Here is a 17993-nt window from a genome sequence, read left to right as displayed (position 1 = left end):
CTCTGCAAGCTTTTCACCGGCAAGGATACCATCGGCAAACCTTCGCTCAAAATTGATTTCAATCGGGGTTTGCGATAGGTTTTTCCTATGATGAAGCGTGCGCACCTGCGGCAGTTCCTCGCTGTGGTCGAAACGGGCAACTTTACACGTGCGGCCGAGCGGCTTGCCATTTCGCAGCCTGCCTTGTCTGCTGCGATTGCCGAGCTTGAACGGCTTGCCGGAACCCGTCTGTTCCTGCGCGAGCGACGGCAGGTGCGTCTTACCGAGGCAGGTGCGCGCCTTGTGACCCACGCCCGCACGATCGAGCGCGAGTTCCGCGCGGCCGAAGCCGCGTTTGCCGAAGCGCCGGCGCCGCGCGCGCCGCTGCGACTGGGCGTGCTGCCCTCGATTGCGACGGCAATGCTTTCCGCCATGGTGCGACGCTATGCAGGTGTGCAGCCGCTAATACTTTCCGAAGGGACCGATGCGGAATTGCGGCGCAAGCTGGCCGAGGGGCAGGTGGATGCAATCATCACGCTGCTGCGGCCCGAAGACGCCGAGCGCCCTTCGCAAACCCTGCTTGAGGAAGGCTACCGGCTGCTGCTGCCGCAGAGCCATCCACTGGCCGGGGCCGCGCTGCTGGATGCGCGCGATGTGGCGGCCGAAACGATGATCGCGCGCCGAAGCTGCGAGCTTCTGGGAGAGACAAGCCGCTGGTTCACCCAGCGCGGGGTGCGTCCGCCGTTCTTCCTGCGTTCGGCCAACGATGACCGCTGCATCGAAATGGTGCGCGCAGGCATGGGGGTGACGACAGCGCCGCAATCGCTGGCGCGCGAAGGCGTGGTCCCGATCCGCCTTGCCGATTACGACTTCCGCCGCACGCTTGGCCTGATCGCTGCCAGAGAGCGGCCCCATCTGGCTGAGGAAGTCAGCCCCCTGGCCGAGGCTTGCCGCGCCGCCTTTGCCTGAAGGTCACTTCACCGCGTAGAGCAGACGGCCTTCGCCGAGACGTTCAAGAACGTTGCCGATATCGCTGTCGGAAAAGGCAAAACATCCTTGGCTGCGCCCGATCCTGCCCTGCGTGCGGGCCATGGCATCGCTGACATAGCTGGCGGCATGGATGACGATGCCGCGTTCCAGCGCCGCGCTGTTGGCATCTTCCAGACCGATCAGCCTGCGCGAGCGGCCATGCTTGCCGACATAGGTTACGCCGGTCAGGAATGCGCCAGGGCTGGAGGCGTTGGAGCCGACCCGGTTGGAAAACCGCTGCACCCAGCCGCTGTTGGCAGGATCGGAACCGCTGCCATGCGAGACAAGGTGCGAGGACAAAACCTTTCCGCCTTCGATGTCGATCAGGTGGAAGCGCGTTTCGCGAGATGCTCTGGAAAAATCGACCAGTCCGACCAGATCACGGTGGCGGATATGCGCGCCGTGGGCATCGAGTGCGGCCACTGCACGCTGAACCAGCGCGGGCAGGGCAGGGCGAGCGAAGGGCGAAAGTTCCGGCTCGCGCACCGGTGTGACGGCCATTGCGGGCGCGGTGGACAGCGGTCCGCCCAGCAGTGCGCTGCCCATTGTTGCTGCCATGGCGCCCAGAAAACCGCGCCGTTGCGAAATCATGCTTGCGAGACCCCGGTTATGCTTATCCCGCTTTGAAAGTTGTATGCGACACATTGCATCTGCAAGGCTGACGCCCCGCCCTTGCGACGAGCCGTGCCCGACATGCCTTCTGTTGATGGAACCGGCTGGCGAGCGGACGATCCGGAACGTTCAACCGCCTTTGCGCAGCCGCAGCGCCTTGGGGCTGCGGAAGGTGGACGAGGGCATCCAGTCGAGCGCGGCATCCATGCGCGAGAACTCCGGCACCGTCTTCAGCAGTTCCTCGAAGGCAATCTGCGTGGCCATGCGCCCGATCATGGCGCCAAGGCAGGCATGGACGCCGCCGCCAAAGCCCAGGTGCCGTCGCGGCCTGCGGGCGATGTCGTAGGTGTCAGGGTTCTCGAACATCCTTTCATCGCGGTTGGCCGATCCATAGGCGAGGATGACCTGATCCCCCGCTTTCATTACCTGTCCGTGCAGTTCCACATCGCGGGTGAGTGTCCTGCGGAATCGCTGCGCCGATGTGTTGAAGCGCAGCGATTCCTCGATGGCATCAGGGATCAGGGCCGGGTCCGCAACCAGCGCCCGGCGCGCATCGGGATGGTCGGCAAGGTTCAGGCCAAACATCGCCATGAAGCCTGAAAGGCTTTCAATTCCGGCCATGATGAGCGTGGTAACGGTAAGCTGCACTTCCTTGTCGAGCAGTTTCTCGCCGTCGATCTCGGCGGTGATGAAGTTGGACAGCAGATCCTCGCCCGGATTGGCCTTGCGCGCCCGAACCAGCCGTTCTGCATAGTCTGCCATCCATGCGAAGGCCGCCAGATGCTCTGGCCCCTTGCGGCGCGTTGCCGGATCGGTCTGGACCATCAGCACGGCATTGCGGCGCACCAGATCGGCATTCTCCTCAGGCAATGCAAAGAGCGTGAACAGCAGGTCGACCGTAACCCTGGAGGTGTAATCGCCGACCAGATCGAACTCCGCCTTGCCGTTCAGGGCGGCAAGATGCGCCTGTGCAGAAGCGCGCGCCGGAGCGATGATGTGTTCCAGCGCCCGCTTGGTCACAGCGGACTGTATGAGGGCGCGCAGACGATCGTGGCGGGGCGGATCGCTTGATCCCAGCGTCGATCCTGCACGGCCGGGAAACTCGTCGACCAGATTGCCCTTGGCCGATGAATAGGTGCGCCAGTCCTGCAGGGCATTCAGCACATCGGCATAGCGTGAAAGCACCCATTTTCCTGCATCTTCCGACCAGAAGCACGGGTATTCATCGCGCAGCACCTTGTAGGCGGGGAAGGGATCGGCATCGATCGCCGGGGAATAGGGATCAAAGCGGAATTGCAGCCGCGAAAGCGTGGTTGCCATGGGCAGGTTTCCTCTCTCAGGTCAGGTGATGCTGCCATGCATCGCCGTGTGCAGCCACGCAGCTTGCGCGCAAATGCTTGCACATTTCGCGCAAGTCGGCACTCTCATGGCATGCGCGGAACCGAGATTGACCGTTTCGCCCTTTACGGTGAACAAGGGGCGGCAATTCCGGCTGAATTCGTTCATCTTGAGCGTATCTTCGATCGGTCCAGTCTGCACGATTGGACCATTGCCCCCCATGCTCACCCGCACATGGTGCAGGTTCTGCTGGTCGAAACCGGCTCAGCCGAAGTGCGCGGCGAAGCTGGCCGCAGCAGGCTCTGCGGCCCGGCCCTCATACTCGTGCCGGCGGCCTGCGTTCATGCCTTCCATTTTGACCCTGGGGTGGAAGGCTGGGTTCTTTCGCTGGCGGCCGATCTGGTCAATGATCCGCGCCTTTCCGGATTGCTCGCCGGCCTGGCAGCTATTCAGCAGACGCAGGCGCTTTCGCTAGATGGCGGCTGTGCAACTGCGGCCCGGCTCGGTTGGCTCCTGGCAGATCTCGCCTCTGCCTTGCGCAATGGCCAAGAGGCGGGAACCGGCGTTCTGGCGCAAGTCGCGCTAATCCTTGTCACCTCGCTTGAAGCTGCCGCACGCGCGGACAATCCCGGCGGGCATAGCCTGCACAGCGCGCTGGTCGCCCGGTTCAGGGCGCTTATCGAGCGGCATTACCGCGAACACCGCGCGATCCCCGCCTATGCCGCGGCACTTGGGACCACCGCGTCGACGCTGACCCGCGCCACGCGCAAGCTGACGGGACAGGCGCCCGCCGACCTCGTGCATGATCGTCTTTTGCTCGAAGCCAAGCGCAACCTCGCGTTCACCGGGGCGAGCGTCGCGCAGGTGGCCTATGCCCTTGGCTTTGCCGACCCAGCCTACTTTGCGCGTTTCTTCAAGGCGCGGACGGGGCAGACGGCAAGCGATTTCCGCAAGGCGCTGCTGGAGCAGGAACGGCCTGCGGAGGCACACGCCGAACGGTGAAGCCATATGCTGCATTCTGCCAGACAAAGCCCGGCGTTTGAGGGTTTTCCCAGTCCGCGGGTTGCATCCGGGCCTCTCTGCCGTGCGCTGCATCTCCATCAAGGCGCTGCCACGCGCCATCTTCAGGGAAGCGTTCAAAGACGGGGATCATGGCGCTGCGCCATGCAGACAGTTCGCAGACATGGCGTTCAAGCGCCAGATCTCGCCGTTGCCAGTCGATCCAGGTGATCGGATTGTCCTGCGCGTAGGCATTGTTGTTGCCGCGCTGGCTGCGGCCGAACTCGTCGCCCGCCGTCAGCATGATGGTGCCGGTGGAGATGAACAGCGTGCCCAGCATCGCGCGCGCAAAGGCAGCCCGGCGGGCAAGGATCGATGGATCGTCGGTTGGCCCTTCCGCGCCGTTGTTCCAGCTGAAGTTTTCGCCGTGCCCGTCGCGGTTGCCCTCGCCATTGGCATGGTTGTGGCGCTGCGCGTAGGCGAGCGTGTCGGCGAGCGTGAAGCCATCGTGTGCGGCGAGAAAATTGACCGAGCGGCACGCCTTGCCGAAAATGTCGGACGATCCGGCGATCCGCGTCGCAAGCAGGCCCAGTCCCGCCTCGCCTTTCCAGAAGCGGCGCACATCATCGCGGAAGCGGTCGTTCCATTCCAGCCAGTTGGGCGGGAAACGTCCCAGTTGGTATCCACCGGGGCCGATATCCCAGGGTTCGGCAATCATCACCCGGTCCGCCAGCAACGGATCGGAGGCAATCTCTGCAAAGATCGGCGCATCCGCCGCAAAGCCGGGGCTGCGCGCAAGAACGGGTGCAAGATCGAAGCGGAAACCGTCGACGCCGCAATGCCTCACGAAATGGCGCAGAGTATCGAGCGCAAGTGCGCGGACCGCCGGATTGCCGAAATCGAGCGTATTGCCGCAGCCCGTGTCGTTGATCAGGCTTCCGTCCGGCGCCTTGGCATAGGCCGCATCGTCAAGACCGCGCAGCGAGATGACCGGGCCAAGGACATCGGACTCGCCGGTGTGATTGAGCACGATGTCAAGGATCACGCCGATGCCCGCATGGCGCAGGGCCGCCACCGTATCGCGCAGTTCGGCCACGCCGCCGGGGCACAGACGCGGATCAAGCGCCATCAGGGCGACGGGATTGTAACCCCAGGCATTCCTGAGGCCGAGCGGGGGCAGGTGGCGTTCATCGATCCAGGCAACGACCGGCATGAGTTCCACCGCCGAGACGCGCATGCGCTGGAAATGGCTGATGATGGCCGGGTGCGCCAGCGCGGCCACGGTGCCCCGGATGGCTTCGGGCACATCGGGGTGCAGCATGGTGAAACCGCGCACATTGAGTTCGTAGATCAGCCCGCCATGGCGGAAGAGCGGCGGTTGGGGCATGACCGCTTGCGGAGCGGTGACGATGGCTTTCGGAACTATTCCTGCCGTATCAAAGCCATAGCTGGATAATCTGCTATCATGGATGAATGGCCTGTCCAGTTCCAGCGCATGGGGATCGATCAGCAGCTTTGCGGGATCGAACCAGAGACCGGCGCGAGGGTTCCATTCTCCCGCAGCGCGGTAGCCATACCGCACTCCGCGCAGGTCCCGCGCGATTTCCGCGGTCCAGATCTCTCCTGACCGGACCATGGGAACGCGCTGTTCGGCAGCGCCTTCGAACAGGCAAAGGTCGAGCGCTTCGGCACGAGGAGAGCGGACGGTGAAGCGGGTTCTGCCATCCGCGATCCGGACCCCTTCTGCAATGGCCTTGAGCGTCACGTCACCACGTCGGGGGCGGTGCGGCCGGTGTGGTGGGTGATCCCCGCGATTGCGTCAGCAGCAGCGATGAGATCGGCCAGCATTTCGGGGGTTTCTCGGTCCAGATCGCCGCCGACAGGTTCATAGCGTTCCAGATAGACCCGCAAGGTTGCGCCCTCGGTGCCGGTGCCGGACAGACGGAAGACCACGCGCGATCCGCCCCTGAACATCACGCGCACGCCCTGATTGCTGCTGGTGGAGCCATCGACGGGATCGCGGTAGGAGAAGTTGTCGGCCTCGGCAATTTCCAGTGTACCGAATACCTTGCCGGACAGACTTGAGAGTGATTCCTTAAGCTGTGCCATCAAGGCATCGGCCTTTTCTGTGGGCAGGGCTTCATAATCGTGGCGGGCATAGTAGTTGCGGCCGAACCGTGCCCAATGGTCGCGTGCCAGCGCATCCACACTGATCCCGCGCACGGCAAGGATATTGAGCCAGAGCAGCACGGCCCACAGGCCGTCCTTCTCGCGCACGTGGTCGCTGCCGGTTCCGGCGCTTTCCTCGCCGCAGATCGTGGCCATACCAGAATCGAGCAGATTGCCGAAGAACTTCCACCCGGTGGGCGTTTCGAAGCACGGCAGGTCGAGCGCTTCGGCCACCCGATCCGCCGCGGCGCTGGTGGGCATGGAACGCGCGATGCCCTTCAGCCCGCCAGCATAGCCCGGCGCGAGGTGGGCATTGGCGGCAAGCATGGCGAGACTGTCTGACGGGGTGATGAAACGCCCGCGCCCGACGATCAGGTTGCGGTCGCCATCGCCGTCGGAGGCTGCGCCGAAATCCGGTGCATCGGGCGCAAACATCGTTTCGAACAGTTCATGTGCGTGAACCATGTTTGGATCGGGATGATGGCCGCCAAAGTCTTCAAGCGGAATGCCATTGCGCACGGTGCCCCTGGCAAAGCCCAGCCGGTTTTCGAGAATCTCGATCGCATATGGTCCGGTCACGGCGCTCATTGCATCGAAGGCCATGCTGAAACCGGACTGAACATGGGCGCGGATCGCGCTGAAATCAAAAAGCGATTCCATGAGTTGCGCGTAATCGGCGACCGGATCGATCACTTCGACTGCGAGGGCGCCTATCTGCGTCGTGCCAAGCGTGTCGAGATCGACATCCGGCGCGTCCACGGTGAGCCAGCGGTCGATCGTCTGGGTGCGGGCATGGATTGCCTCGGTCACGCCTTCGGGGGCAGGGCCGCCATTCGCGATGTTGTACTTGATGCCGAAGTCTTCGTCCGGCCCGCCGGGATTGTGGCTTGCCGAAAGGATCAGACCGCCCGACGCGCCATGTTTGCGGATCACGTTGGAAGCCGCGGGTGTGGAAAGGATGCCCCCCTTGCCAACCAGAACCTTGCCGTATCCGTTCGCAGCGGCCATGCGGATAGCCTGCTGGATGACGGTGCGGTTGTGGTAGCGCCCGTCGCCTCCAAGGACCAGAGTGCTGCCGGGTGCGCGCTCCACCACATCGAAAACCGACTGGATGAAATTTTCGGCATAGCCGGGTTGCTGGAACACCTTGACCTTCTTGCGCAGGCCGGAGGTGCCGGGCTTCTGGCCGGAATAGGGCTGGGACGGGACGATACGGGTCATGTGTTCTCCGCAAGGAGGCTGGCATAGAGTTCCGCATAGGCGCGACCAGAGCGGTTCCACGAAAAGTCTGTCTTCATGCCGGCACGCTGGATTGCCTGCCAGACATCGCGCTGCGCGTAGAGCGTTACGGCACGGCTTATGGCGTCGGCAAGCGAGGAATGGTGCACGCCGTTGAACTGGATGCCGGTTGCAACGCCGCCCATGACGGCCGCAAGGTTTGCATCGATTACCGTATCGGCAAGGCCGCCCGTGCGGGCGACGACCGGCACGCAACCATAGGCAAGACCATAGAGCTGGGTGAGGCCGCAGGGTTCGAAGCGGGATGGCACGAGGATGGCATCCCCGCCTGCCTGCATCCGGTGCGAAAGCGCCTCGTCATAGCCGATGCGCACGCCCACCTTGCCGGGGTGGCGCATGGCGGCGGCGTGGAAAGCGTTTTCCATCGCCTTGTCGCCCGAACCGAGCAAGGCAAGGCGGCCGCCAAGGCCGACCAGATGATCGACACATTCCAGCAGGACATCGATGCCCTTCTGCCAGGTCAGGCGGGAAATGACGACGAAGACCGGGCCTTCGCCCGGCTCCAGCGCAAACTCTGCTTCAAGCGCCCGCTTGTTGGCCTCGCGCTTGCCCAGCGTCCTTGCGCTGAACCGGCTGGCAAGGGCCGGATCGGTCTGCGGGTTCCACTGCGCCGTATCGATCCCGTTGACGATGCCGTGGACCCGTCCCTCGCGGCTGAGGATCAGCCCTTCCAGGCCCATCCCGAACTCGGCCGTGCGGATTTCGCGCGCGTAAGTCGGGCTGACGGTGGTGATCGCGCTTGCCGCTTCGAGGCCCGCCTTCAGAAAGCCCACGCCTCCGTGGTATTCGACCCCGTCCATCGCGAAGGCGTGCGGGGGCAGGGCGAGGGCAGGGAAAATGTCGGCGCCGTAGTGGCCCTGAAAGGCCATGTTGTGGATCGTCATGACTGAGGGGATGCGCCGCCCCTGGGCGGACGGGGCGAAGCGCAGATAGGCAAGGGCCATGGCGGCTTGCCAGTCATGCGCGTGAACGAGATCGAAGCTGCGCCCCTTTGCCGCCCCTGCGGCGAGATCCGCCGCAGCCCGCCCGAATGCGGCAAACCTGCGCCAGTTGTCCGACCAGTCGCGCCCCGCGCCATCGCCATAGGGGCCGCCGTCACGCAGGAAATAGGCGGGGGCATCAAGCACCAGCAGCGGATGATCGCCCAGATGCCCGGCCACGAGCCGCGCCTTCTCGCCCAGGAGGCTGTCCCACGTGTGGACCGCGCGAGGACGCGACAGCGCCTTCATCACGGACGGATAGCCGGGCAGAAGCGTCGTCATCTGAGCCCCGTGGGGCGCAACCGCGTCGGGAAGCGCACCTGCCACGTCGGCAAGGCCGCCGGTCTTGATGAGCGGGACGGCCTCGGATGCGACGGAGAGAACCCGGATCGTCATTTCAGTTGGTCGATCATCCGCTTGGTGATGAGGCAGACCCCGCTGTCGGAACGCCGGAAGCGGCGGGCGTCAAGTTCGGGATCTTCGCCCACGACCAGACCTTCGGGGATACGCACGCCGGAATCAAGGATCACCCGCTTGAGCCGCGCGCCACGCCCGATGTTGCAATAGGGCAGGATGACCGCTTCCTCGCAGGAAGAGAACGATCCCATCTTCACGCCCGTGAACAAGAGGCTGCGCTTGGCCAGCGCGCCCGAAACGATGCAGTCCTGGCTGATGAGCGACGAAATCGCCATACCGCGCCGCCCATCCTCATCATGCACGAACTTGGCAGGCGCGGCGATGATCTGATCGGTCCAGATCGGCCAGTCGCGGTCATACATGTTGAGCTTCGGCACCACGTCGGTAAGATCGAGATTGGCTTCGAAATAGGCGTCGATCGTTCCCACATCGCGCCAGTATTCCTCGATTTCCTCGGCCGCGCGGATGCAGGAATTGGTGAAGCGGTGGGCCACGGCCTTGCCGTTCTTCACGATCTTCGGGATGATGTCGTTGCCGAAATCGCGCGAGGAATTGGGATCGTCGGCGTCTTCCTGCAACATCTGGAACAGGAACTTCGTTTCGAAAACATAGATGCCCATCGATGCCAGCGCCATGTCCTCGTTTCCGGGGATGCCGGGCGGATTTGCGGGCTTCTCGACGAAGGCGGTAATGGTATCGGCCTTGTCCACGGCCATGACGCCAAACCCGGTGGCCTCCATGCGCGGGACCACCAGGCAGCCGATCGTGACATCGGCGCCGCTGTCCACGTGCTGGCGCAGCATCAGTTCGTAATCCATCTTGTAGATGTGATCGCCCGCCAGAATGACCATGTATTTGGGCGCATAGGAGGCAATAATGTCGATGTTCTGGAACACGGCATCGGCTGTGCCTTCATACCAGTGATCTTCCGACACACGCTGCGAGGCAGGCAGGATGTCGAAGCTTTCATTGCGCTCCGGGCGCATGAAGTTCCATGCGCGCTGCATGTGGCGTATGAGCGAGTGCGCCTTGTATTGCGTGGCCACACCGATCCGGCGGATGCCGGAATTGATCGCGTTCGACAGCGCGAAATCGATGATGCGCGATTTTCCGCCGAAATAGACGGCAGGTTTGGCGCGGTTATCGGTCAGTTCCTTCAGGCGGCTGCCGCGTCCGCCCGCAAGGACATAGGCCATGGCGTCGCGGGCCAGCGGCTGAGAGTAACTGTCGCGCATCCCCTGTTCCTTCCCTTGTTATCCCTGATATTCAAGGATCAGCGTGGCCAGCGGCGGCAGCACGATGAACGCCGCTCCGTCCGCTGCCTCGACCTGTCCCAGATTGCCGATGCCGCTTCCCCCGTAGTCCTGCGCATCGCTGTTCAGCACTTCGCGCCATTCTCCGTCATGCGGCAGCGGCAGGCGATAATGATCGTGGACCTGCGGGGTCATGTTGCAGATAACGGCCACGGGCCGCGCCCCCGGCGCCTTGCGCAGCCAGGCAAAGACCGATGCCTGCGCATCATCGACCACCAGCCATTCGAAGCCCTCCGGCTCGCAGTCGCGGGCGTGCAGGGCCGGGCGCGTGGTGTAGATGCGGTTGAGATCGCGCACCCAGCGGCGCACGCCTTCGTGCGCCGGGGCATCCAGCAGGTTCCAGTCCAGCCCGCGCGCCTCGCTCCATTCGCGGCGCTGGGCGAACTCCTGCCCCATGAACAGCAGCTTCTTGCCCGGATAACCCCACATCATCCCGTAATAGGCGCGCAGATTGGCGAACTTCTGCCAGTCGTCGCCGCTCATCTTCGCAAGCAGGCTGCCCTTGCCGTGCACGACCTCATCATGGCTGAGCGGCAGCACGAAGTTTTCCGAGAAGGCGTATGTCAGGCCGAAGGTGATTTCGTTGTGGTGATAGCGGCGGTGGATGGGATCGCGCGCCATGTACTGGAGCGTGTCGTGCATGAAGCCCATGTTCCACTTGAACCCGAAACCCAGATTTTCGCGCGGACCTTCATCGAACGCGGGCCGCGATACACCGGGCCATGCGGTTGATTCCTCGGCAATCGTGATGAAACCGGCATGGCTGGCATAGACGGCGCGGTTCATGGCCCTGAGGAAATCGACCGCTTCCCAGTTTTCGCGGCCGCCCTCGGCATTGGGAATCCATTCGCCGTCCGGGCGCGAGTAATCGCGGTAGAGCATCGAGGCGACCGCATCGACGCGCAGGCCATCGACATGGTAGCGCTCGGCCCAGAACAGGGCGTTGTTGACAAGGAAGCTCGCCACTTCGCGGCGACCGAAATTGTATATCAGCGTGTTCCAGTCGGGATGGAAGCCAAGGCGCGGGTCTTCGTGTTCATAAAGCGCGGTGCCATCAAAGCGCACCAGCCCGTGCTCGTCGGTAGGGAAATGGGCGGGAACCCAGTCTATCAGGACCGAAATCCCGGCGCGGTGTGCGCCATCCACGAACCGGGCAAAGCCTTCGGGCGGGCCGAAGCGCGCCGACGGTGCGTAAAGACCGGTTGTCTGATAGCCCCATGACGGATCATAGGGATGCTCGGAAACGGGCAGGAACTCGATATGGGTGAAGCCCATCTCCGCCACGTAGGGAATGAGCCGCTCAGCCAGATCGTCCCACGAGTAGAAGCCTTCCTCGTGCGGCTTCTGCCACGATCCGGGGTGGACTTCGTAGATCGACATGGGCTGGCGGCGCGCGTCAACGCTGGCCCAGTGGGCGCGGTGGGCGTCATCGCCCCAATCCATCTTCACCGGGTGGGCAGTGATCGAGGCGGTGCTGGGCCGGAACTCGCATGCCTGCGCGAAGGGATCGGCCTTGAGCGGCAGGACAGTGCCATCGGCACTCACCACGCGGTATTTGTAGGTGCGGTGTTCGCCGATGTCGGGAATGAAGATCTCCCACACGCCGGTATCCGCGCGGCGGCGCATCGGATGGCGGCGATGGTCCCAGTCGTTGAAATCGCCCACCACGCTCACCAGCCGGGCATTGGGTGCCCAGACCGCAAAGTGGACCCCGCAAGCGCCTTCGTGCTCGATCAGGTGAGCGCCCATCTTGTCGAAGAGCCGCAGGTGGGTGCCTTCGCCAATCAGGAAATCGTCCATCGGCCCAAGCACGGGGCCGAACGAATAGGCATCGGTGACGAGCCATTCATGCTTGCCCGCCTTGCAGGCATAGCGCACCGGCTGGCGCGGCCCCTTGACCTTGCCTTCGAACAGACCCCGCCCGTCAACGCGGATGAGCTTGCCCAGTTTCTTTCCGGCAAGCGACCATGCAACGGCTTCTTCCGCGCCGGGCAGGATGGCGCGGGCAAAGGCGCCCTCCGGTCCTTCGTGAATGCCAAGGACCGAAAAAGGATCGGCGTGCGTCCCTTCCAGCAGGGCTTCGATGGCGCGCGCCGATGGTTTCATTGTTGCTGTCAGACCCCCCAGATGTCGCGCGCATATTCGCGGATGGTGCGGTCGGACGAGAACCAGCCGACGTTGGCAATGTTGCGGATGGCCGCCGCGCGCCACCCGGCCTGGTCTTCCCAGCGCTGGTCTATGCGGCGCTGGGCGGCATGATAGCTGTCGAAATCGGCGGCAACCATGAACCAGTCGTGATCGTAGATCCCGCCCATGAGGCCCGCGTAGCGCTGTGGGTCATCGGGCGAGAACACGCCCGTGGCAATGGCGGCAACCGCCTGCTGCAATTCGCGCGATGATTCGATCACCTCGCGCGGGACATAGCCGGTGGCACGCCGTTCTTCGACTTCGGCGGCAGTCAGGCCGAAAATCTCGATATTCGCGTCGCCAACGCGGTCCTTGATCTCGATATTGGCACCGTCGAGCGTGCCGATGGTCAGCGCACCGTTGAGCGCGAACTTCATGTTGCCGGTGCCCGAAGCCTCCATCCCCGCAGTCGAGATCTGTTCCGACAGGTCGGCCGCCGGGATGATCCGTTCGGCAAGGCTGACGTTGTAGTTGGGCACGAAGACGACCTTGAGCAGCCCGCCGACCGAGGGGTCGGAATTGACGCGCCGGGCGATGTCGTTCGCCAGTTTGATGATGAGCTTGGCGTTGTGATAGCTGGACGCTGCCTTGCCACCGAAGATCTTCACGCGCGGAACCCAGTCACGCTCCGGGTGGCTGCGGATCTGGTCGTAAAGCGCGACAGTCTCGATCAGGTTCAGAAGCTGGCGCTTGTATTCGTGAATGCGCTTGATCTGAACATCGAACAGGGCATCGGGGTCAAGCCGAACGCCCATCAAGTCCTTGATATGGCGCGCAAGGGCGATCTTGTTGGAACGCTTTACCTCGGCGATGCGTTCGCCAAGGGCGGCATCCTCGGCCAGCGCATTCAGATCGGCGAGCTTTTCCGCATCATCAAGGAAAGCATCGCCAATGGCGTCCTTCAGCACCGAAGTGAGGCCGGGATTGCACTGCTGCAACCAGCGGCGCGGCGTTACGCCGTTGGTCTTGTTGTTGATCCGCGTGGGGTAGAGCCTGTGAAGATCGGAAAACACCGTCGACTTCATCAGGTCGGTATGGAGCGCGGCCACGCCATTGACGCTGTGTGCGCCGGCAAAGGCAAGGTTTGCCATGCGCACGCGGCGTTCGCCTGCCTCGTCGATCAGGCTGATGGCGGCAATTGCGGCATCATCCATTCCGGCCTTGCGCGCCTCGCGCAGGACGCGGCTGTTGATGGCATAGACGATTTGCATGTGGCGCGGCAGCAGCCGTTCGAACAGCGGCAGGGGCCATGATTCCAGCGCTTCGGGAAGGAGCGTGTGATTGGTATAGGCGACCGTGCCCTTGGTGAGTTCCCATGCCTCGTTGAACTCAAGCCCGTGGGCATCGACCAGCAGGCGCATGAGTTCGGCGACGGCTACGGCCGGGTGCGTATCATTAAGCTGGATCGCCGCCTTTTCCGGCAGGCTGCGGACATCGCCATGGAACTGAACGTGCCGTCGCACGATGTCCTGAATGGAGGCCGAGGTGAAGAAATACTCCTGCCGCAGGCGCAGCTCCTGACCGGCCGGTGTTGAATCTGCCGGGTAGAGCACCCGCACCAGACTGTCGGCACGGACCTGTTCGGCCATGGCGCCGAAGTGATCGCCCGCATTGAAGGCATCCAGCCGCAGCGGATCGAAGGCATGGGCGGTCCACAGGCGCAGGGTATTGACGCGCTTGCCGCGCCAGCCGACCACCGGGGTATCGACCGCGCTGGCCTCGACCCGTTCGGCAGGGCGCCATTCAACCCCATCGCCGGTTTCCACCACTTCACCGCCAAACCCGATGACATAGGCGCTTTCGCGGCGGTCGAACTCCCACGGGTTGCCGTGGCTCAGCCAGGTTTCCGGCAGTTCCACCTGCCAGCCATCGTCTATGCGCTGGCGGAACATGCCGTTAACGTAGCGGATACCATAACCGTAGGCCGGAATGCCGAGGCTGGCGAGGCTTTCCATGAAGCAGGCGGCCAGACGCCCAAGCCCGCCGTTGCCCAGTGCAGCATCGGGTTCCAGATTCTCCAGCGCCGCAAGGTCAAGGCCGTGTTCGCGCAGCGCCTTTTCCATGTCGCGCGTCAGGCCCATGTTGGAAAGCGCATCGCGCAGCAGGCGTCCGATCAGGAATTCGAGGCTGAGGTAGTAAACCCGCTTTGCCCCCTTTTCGTAGGTTTCGCGGGTCGATTCCATCCAGCGATCGATAATCGCATCGCGCAAGGTCAGGACCGTGGCGGTATACCAGTCATGCGGTTTCGCGGCGCGTTCGTCCTTGCCCACCCGCTTGCGCAGAACGTCGATGATCTGCGCATCGAGTTGCGCGGCCCTGGAATTGCTGTCGAGGCTCATAGCACGTGTCCCACCCTGATGGGCCGGGGCAGCGGGCGAATTGTGCCCGGCGTGATCCCGCGCCCGTTGCGCCGGGCCTTTCCAGCCATGATGCCGCTTCTGGATTCCCACGACGCGCGTCTGGATGCGTGCGTCGATGGCAAGGGGCGGTTTGCAAGGCAGATCATCGCACTTCCCAGGCGAACGTAATCCACGCAGCGAGCGGTGCGCAAGAGCTGCTGCCGTGCGCTTCGATCCATGAATGTGCCCCGCCCGTCTTGTGTCACGCCCGCGCTTCTAGCGACAGGCGGGCAGCCTGTCGGCCAGAATACGTCTGCGCGTCAGAGCATGCGCCGCAAGATGTTGTCCTTCATGACGAAGTGATGATGCAGCGCCGCGCCAATGTGCAGCACGACAAGCGCCGCCATGAGCAGTCCGAGCACTTCGTGCCCTTCGTGCGCGGCTTCCGCAAGGGCCGAACCTTTGGCCACGGGCAGCTTGGGCCAGTCGAACAGGCCGTAGATCGAAATGGGATACTTGCCCGCCGAGGACATGATCCAGCCGGTAATCGGCACGGCGAGCATGAGGAAATAGAGCAAGCCGTGCGTGATGCGGGCAACGGCGCGTTGCACGCTGCTCATCGTGGCGGGCCAATCCGGCATGGTCCACGTGAGGCGCCATCCGATCCGGGCGAGCGTCAGCAGCAGGATCACGATTCCCGTCGCCTTGTGCAGCGGGATCGGGTTGAAGATGTCCTCGAAAGCTTCGTGCCCGATCCCGCCGATGAGGTTCAGGATCACCAGCACGGCGATGATGGCATGAAATGTTCTAGCGACCGTATTGTAGCGGAGGAGTTCTCCGCCCGAAGCCAACGTTGCCAATTGACCCTCCTTGAAGTCAGTTTCCGATCCCGTCTGCCTGCCCTTGCCAACACGCAAGGCGCCGACGCAGCGCCATCCTGCCACCATGAAGTCCCTTCACCAAGGGGCATTAGCGGAATAGCGGTGGCAGCTGGATGAGGGCCACGTTTTGGGAAAAGTTGCGCAATGTTCGCGCAAGCCTGATGGCCACTCAACTGGTAGCAGTCGAAACTATGACGTCTGTCCAGTAATTCCATGCGGCAAATGACGTATGGGCGATTCCGCAGTGCAAAAAATAGATTGCGCGGCATCGGGACAACCAAACAAGCCAACTGTGTGAGGGAAAATGACTACCCAGCGTCTCACCCAAGTGGAGCCAGCCGTCGTCAGCAAGATGGCGTCGATGCTCAAGAGCCAGAAACCGGAAGTGATCCAGAACCACTTCGGCATCGGCCTGAACACGTGGGTCAAGCTGCGCGAGGGCAAGGCCATCCGGCATTCGGTTGCCGTGCGACTGCTGCAACGTTTGCAGCGCGATAACGTGATCTGACCAGGCTCTGACGCAAGCCAGACGGACCGGGGCATCATCTGCCGGGGCACCATCGGCCGGAGCAGCATCGGTCGGGGCGGCATCGGGTCGCAGCCTGTGCGCCGGTTGTCTGGCGGCTCGCTCCGGGCGAGCCAGCGTTGATGCTCCGCTCTCCGGTTGACGCAGGAAAGGTGGTCTTGTTGACCGCTACAGGCTTGCCGAAGGGCGCCCAAGGCGCAATAGCGGTGGCGTGTGTGGCTTTCCGGGCTTTTCTGGCTTTCGCAGCGCGGCTCTCGCCGCCGGGGTGCTTGGCATCGCCCTTGCGGGTCTTGATCTCTACCTCGGCTCGATCAGCCCGGTTCGCACGATCATGATGATGGCGAGTACGGCCGGTCTTGTGGCGCTGGCGTTGCGTGGCGGCACTGCTGGTGTCGCCTTGACCTCACGCGCTGGCGGGAACGATCCATCGCCGGTATCTGCGCCCGCACGGTCCGAGGTTGACGAGGTTGCCGAACTGACCCGTCAGCGCGACGCTGCCGAACAGGCAAACCTCGCCAAGAGCCGCTACCTTGCCAATGTAAGCCACGAGATACGTTCACCGCTGAACGCCATTTACGGATACGCCCAACTGGTGGAGCGCGGGGCGGACATCGATCCGCGTAACGCCGCGCGGGTCATCCGCCGCAGCGCCGAGCATCTCACCAATCTGGTAGAGGGGCTGCTCGATATCGCTTCGGTGGAACAGGGCGTCGTGCGGATCGACAACGGGGTCGTCCGCCTGGACGCACTGGTGGAACAGGTGGCGGAAATGTTTGCGCCGCTTGCCGAACAGAAGGGCCTTGTCTTTCGGCTCGACCTGCCGGACCGTATGCCTGAGTTTGTTCGCATGGACGAGCGTCGCGTGCGACAGGCCCTTATCAATCTTGTGTCCAACGCGGTAAAGTTCACCGAGCGCGGCGAGATCGGGTTGCAACTGCGCTGGTCCGGGCAGACGGCGACTTTCGTGGTCAGCGATACCGGGCCGGGAATTGCGCCCGAACTCCAGCAGGCGATCTTTTCGCCGTTCCAGCGCGGCAGTGATGCGGGCGAGGAGGGCAGCCGAGGTGTGACACCAACGACCCCGGCACCCGGCAGCAGTTCGGGCGCGGGTCTTGGTCTTGCCATAACCATTGCGATTGCCCGGATGCTGGGCGGCGACCTTTCGCTGCAAAGCAGCCCCGGCCAAGGCAGCCGGTTCAGCCTGACGCTCATGGCCCCGCCGGTATCCGGGCTGGTAGAGCGTTCGGCGGAGCGCCTGCGCCCGATCGGCTATGCCGGACCGCGCCGGGCGATCCTGCTGGTAGACGATGACCGCGATCATCTGGCCGTGCTGCGCATGACCCTTGGCGAGATCGGTTTCGCGGTGACCGAGGCGAGCGATGGTCCTGCGGCGCTGGCCCTTGCCGAGCAGGGCCATTTCGATGCCGTGATCTGCGATGTCAGCATGCCGGGGATGACCGGCTGGGAGGTCGCCGCGGCGCTGCGGGCGCGCAAGGGCCGCGATCTGAAGATACTGATGCTTTCGGCCAACGCCTTTGAACGGCACGGCGTGGCGGGGCGCGAGGCCGATCACGATGCCTTCCTGATCAAGCCGATCGAGCTTTCGGCTCTTATCGACGCGATCGGCCGCCAGCTTGGGCTTGAATGGCAGTATCCGGCGGAAGCGGATGACAGTGCCAATTCCGGCGCATCGGGTCAGTCAGCTTCGCCGCAAGAAGCGGCCGCGGGCAGGTCTGCCAAAGTGCGCGCACATGTCGAGCGGATCAAATCGCTTGTGCAGATCGGCCATGTGCGCGCATTGGAGGGTGAAATCCGCGAGCTTGAGCAGGCCGAACCATCGGCGGACGAACTGGCGGCGCGGCTCTATGCCTGTCTCGATCGGTTCGATCTTGCGGCAATCAAACGCATTCTGGAGGAGTTCTGAC

The 17993-nt window shown here is 63.5% G+C and carries 13 protein-coding genes; 4 read left to right on the top strand and 9 right to left on the bottom strand.

Features of this window, described 5'->3' with window-relative positions:
* Positions 1–87: 87 nt before the first annotated feature.
* Positions 88–948: a LysR family transcriptional regulator gene (locus DKM43_RS08310; RefSeq protein ID WP_109797936.1), complete on the top strand. Its 861-nt coding sequence runs from the start codon at positions 88–90 to the stop codon at positions 946–948.
* 3 nt (positions 949–951) lie between these two features.
* Here the strand turns inward: DKM43_RS08310 and DKM43_RS08305 are convergent, their stop codons facing one another.
* Both DKM43_RS08305 and DKM43_RS08300 read right to left on the bottom strand, forming a co-directional pair.
* The gene (locus tag DKM43_RS08305) at positions 952–1599 is read right to left on the bottom strand and encodes a murein L,D-transpeptidase catalytic domain family protein (protein WP_109797935.1); all 648 of its coding nucleotides are present in this window, start codon (positions 1597–1599) and stop codon (positions 952–954) included.
* A gap of 150 nt (positions 1600–1749) precedes the next feature.
* Positions 1750–2940: a cytochrome P450 gene (locus DKM43_RS08300; RefSeq protein WP_109797934.1), complete on the bottom strand. Its 1191-nt coding sequence runs from the start codon at positions 2938–2940 to the stop codon at positions 1750–1752.
* A gap of 111 nt (positions 2941–3051) precedes the next feature.
* On the opposite strand from DKM43_RS08300, the gene DKM43_RS08295 reads away from it, so the two are divergent.
* Complete coding sequence (locus DKM43_RS08295) at positions 3052–3960, top strand: helix-turn-helix domain-containing protein (RefSeq protein ID WP_161554055.1); 909 nt, start codon at positions 3052–3054, stop codon at positions 3958–3960.
* On the opposite strand, the gene glgX is transcribed toward DKM43_RS08295, so the two are convergent.
* From glgX to DKM43_RS08260, 7 genes are all read right to left on the bottom strand, one after another.
* Positions 3872–5722 carry a glycogen debranching protein GlgX gene (gene glgX, locus DKM43_RS08290; RefSeq protein ID WP_236632453.1) on the bottom strand — a complete coding sequence of 617 codons (1851 nt, stop codon included), beginning with the start codon at positions 5720–5722 and terminating at the stop codon, positions 3872–3874. The two genes, DKM43_RS08295 and glgX, sit on opposite strands and share 89 nt — an antisense overlap.
* Positions 5719–7347: an alpha-D-glucose phosphate-specific phosphoglucomutase gene (locus DKM43_RS08285; RefSeq protein WP_109797932.1), complete on the bottom strand. Its 1629-nt coding sequence runs from the start codon at positions 7345–7347 to the stop codon at positions 5719–5721. Before DKM43_RS08285 ends, glgX begins: the two co-directional genes overlap by 4 nt.
* On the bottom strand, positions 7344–8801 hold the full coding sequence (gene glgA, locus DKM43_RS08280) for a glycogen synthase GlgA (RefSeq protein WP_109797931.1): 1458 nt from the start codon (positions 8799–8801) through the stop codon (positions 7344–7346). The genes DKM43_RS08285 and glgA overlap by 4 nt, the downstream gene beginning before the upstream one ends.
* Complete coding sequence (glgC, locus tag DKM43_RS08275; RefSeq protein WP_109797930.1) at positions 8798–10057, bottom strand: glucose-1-phosphate adenylyltransferase; 1260 nt, start codon at positions 10055–10057, stop codon at positions 8798–8800. Before glgC ends, glgA begins: the two co-directional genes overlap by 4 nt.
* A gap of 18 nt (positions 10058–10075) precedes the next feature.
* Positions 10076–12241, bottom strand: coding sequence for a 1,4-alpha-glucan branching protein GlgB (gene glgB, locus DKM43_RS08270; RefSeq protein WP_109797929.1), 2166 nt, complete (start codon positions 12239–12241; stop codon positions 10076–10078).
* A gap of 8 nt (positions 12242–12249) precedes the next feature.
* Positions 12250–14661: a glycogen/starch/alpha-glucan phosphorylase gene (locus DKM43_RS08265; protein ID WP_109797928.1), complete on the bottom strand. Its 2412-nt coding sequence runs from the start codon at positions 14659–14661 to the stop codon at positions 12250–12252.
* Between the two features lie 320 nt (positions 14662–14981).
* On the bottom strand, positions 14982–15521 hold the full coding sequence (locus DKM43_RS08260) for a cytochrome b (protein ID WP_236632452.1): 540 nt from the start codon (positions 15519–15521) through the stop codon (positions 14982–14984).
* A gap of 325 nt (positions 15522–15846) precedes the next feature.
* On the opposite strand from DKM43_RS08260, the gene DKM43_RS08255 reads away from it, so the two are divergent.
* Both DKM43_RS08255 and DKM43_RS08250 read left to right on the top strand, forming a co-directional pair.
* Positions 15847–16050 (top strand): hypothetical protein, encoded by a 204-nt coding sequence (locus DKM43_RS08255; protein ID WP_109797926.1) that lies wholly within the window; start codon positions 15847–15849, stop codon positions 16048–16050.
* 229 nt (positions 16051–16279) lie between these two features.
* Positions 16280–17992, top strand: a complete 1713-nt coding sequence (locus DKM43_RS08250; RefSeq protein WP_236632451.1) for an ATP-binding response regulator — start codon at positions 16280–16282, stop codon at positions 17990–17992.
* The last annotated feature ends 1 nt before the right edge of the window (position 17993 follow it).

It is taken from the genome of Novosphingobium meiothermophilum, assembly GCF_003171715.1.
Classification (GTDB): domain Bacteria; phylum Pseudomonadota; class Alphaproteobacteria; order Sphingomonadales; family Sphingomonadaceae; genus Novosphingobium; species Novosphingobium meiothermophilum.
The sequence above is the reverse complement of the archived record's forward strand: the minus strand, read 5'-3'. Positions and strand labels throughout refer to the sequence as shown.